We start from the raw sequence: 1,197 nt of genomic DNA, 5'->3' as shown, positions 1-1,197 counted from the left end.
CTGTTAGCGGCGGTGTAAAAGCGCCACTAGATGGCGGCGCAAGGTTGAGTAAATGCACCAACAACAGGGGGCGGTTACGGCCCGCTGTTGTTGGGTGATGGTCGTCAGAATGGATCATCGATGTCGCGAGGATGAGGATTGTCGGGAGGCGCGCGCTGTTCGTGCAGCAGTTCATTGAGCGGAATCTGGTAGTGCGCGGCGATACGCTCGCGTAGATCGTCGATGAGTTCGACGACGGCCAGCGCCTGATCGACGGACCAGTTGTCCGGGATCAGGAAGTCGAGCCCGTGAGTGATGCCCGAAGGCAGGTGAAGGCGCTTCATGACTTCTTCTTCTCCATGCGTGCCGCGCTGCGTTTCTTTGTGCGCTGCTCGGCCCGTTCACGTGCCTCCTTCACCCGGTAGGACTCGCCTTCGATTGCGACGACTTCGGCGCGATGCACCAGCCGGTCAACCAGCGAGACGACGCAGGCAGCGTTCGGAAACACCTCCGACCATTCTGCGAACGGCCGGTTTGTAGTGACGACGGTGCTCGCTGCGCCATACCTGCGGCTGATCAGTTCGAACAGCAGGTCGGCGTGGCGGTTCGAGTAGGACAGGTATCCGACCTCGTCAATTACAAGCACGTCGGGCGTGGCGTACCGGTGCAGCCGCCGGCGTAACGCTGAGTCACTGTCAAGCGCGGCGAGCTCGCCGAGCATCTGGCCAGCGGTTGTGAACAGCGCGGTGTGCCCGTTGACGAGCGCCTGGTAGGCGAGGTTCAGCGCCAGGGTCGACTTGCCCACGCCGTTCGGGCCGATCAGTACGACGTTGGCGGTGTCCCTGACGAACTCGAGCGACATCAGTTCTTCAACGGCGGCCCGGTCGCAACGCGTGGGCCAGGCCCAGTCGAAGTCGCACAGCGGTTTGAAGCTACCCAGATGGGCATCCCGGATGCGTCGCTCGAGCGAACGGCGGGCACGCTCGTCTTCTTCCCACTGCAGCAGCGGCGCAACCCAGCCGGCGTCCGTGAGATCCGGCCAGTGTGCCAGCAGCCCGTACAGGCGCAGGGCGTTCGCGCGCTCCTGCAGGTTCTCAGGCGAGCTCATCAGCACCTCCCGTTATCTGGTCGTAGATGTCGAGCCGGTGAGGGGTCACCAGCGTGTCCTTGCTACGCACGTGCTCGGGCAGGTTCACCGTCACCGGCGGCGGTATCTGC

2 protein-coding genes are annotated in these 1,197 nt (G+C 63.6%); both read right to left on the bottom strand.

Annotation, left to right across the window (positions count from 1 at the left end; translation table 11 throughout):
- Positions 1-104 precede the first annotated feature (104 nt).
- A complete protein-coding gene (locus tag F6X39_RS36060) occupies positions 105-323 on the bottom strand; it encodes a hypothetical protein (protein WP_187620144.1) in 219 nt (72 codons plus the stop codon).
- Positions 320-1,087: an IS21-like element helper ATPase IstB gene (gene istB, locus F6X39_RS36055; protein WP_187620143.1), complete on the bottom strand. Its 768-nt coding sequence runs from the start codon at positions 1,085-1,087 to the stop codon at positions 320-322. The genes F6X39_RS36060 and istB overlap by 4 nt, the downstream gene beginning before the upstream one ends.
- Between the last annotated feature and the right edge of the window lie 110 nt (positions 1,088-1,197).

The organism is Paraburkholderia sp. UCT2, from assembly GCF_014397665.1.
GTDB lineage: Bacteria > Pseudomonadota > Gammaproteobacteria > Burkholderiales > Burkholderiaceae > Paraburkholderia > Paraburkholderia tuberum.
This window is presented reverse-complemented; position numbering and strand designations above follow the sequence as displayed.

Coding starts and splice junctions, on each gene's coding strand:
- F6X39_RS36060 (WP_187620144.1), bottom strand. CDS start 323: ATGAAGCGCCTTCACCTGCCTTCGGGCATCACTCACGGGCTCGACTTC.
- istB (WP_187620143.1), bottom strand. CDS start 1,087: ATGAGCTCGCCTGAGAACCTGCAGGAGCGCGCGAACGCCCTGCGCCTG.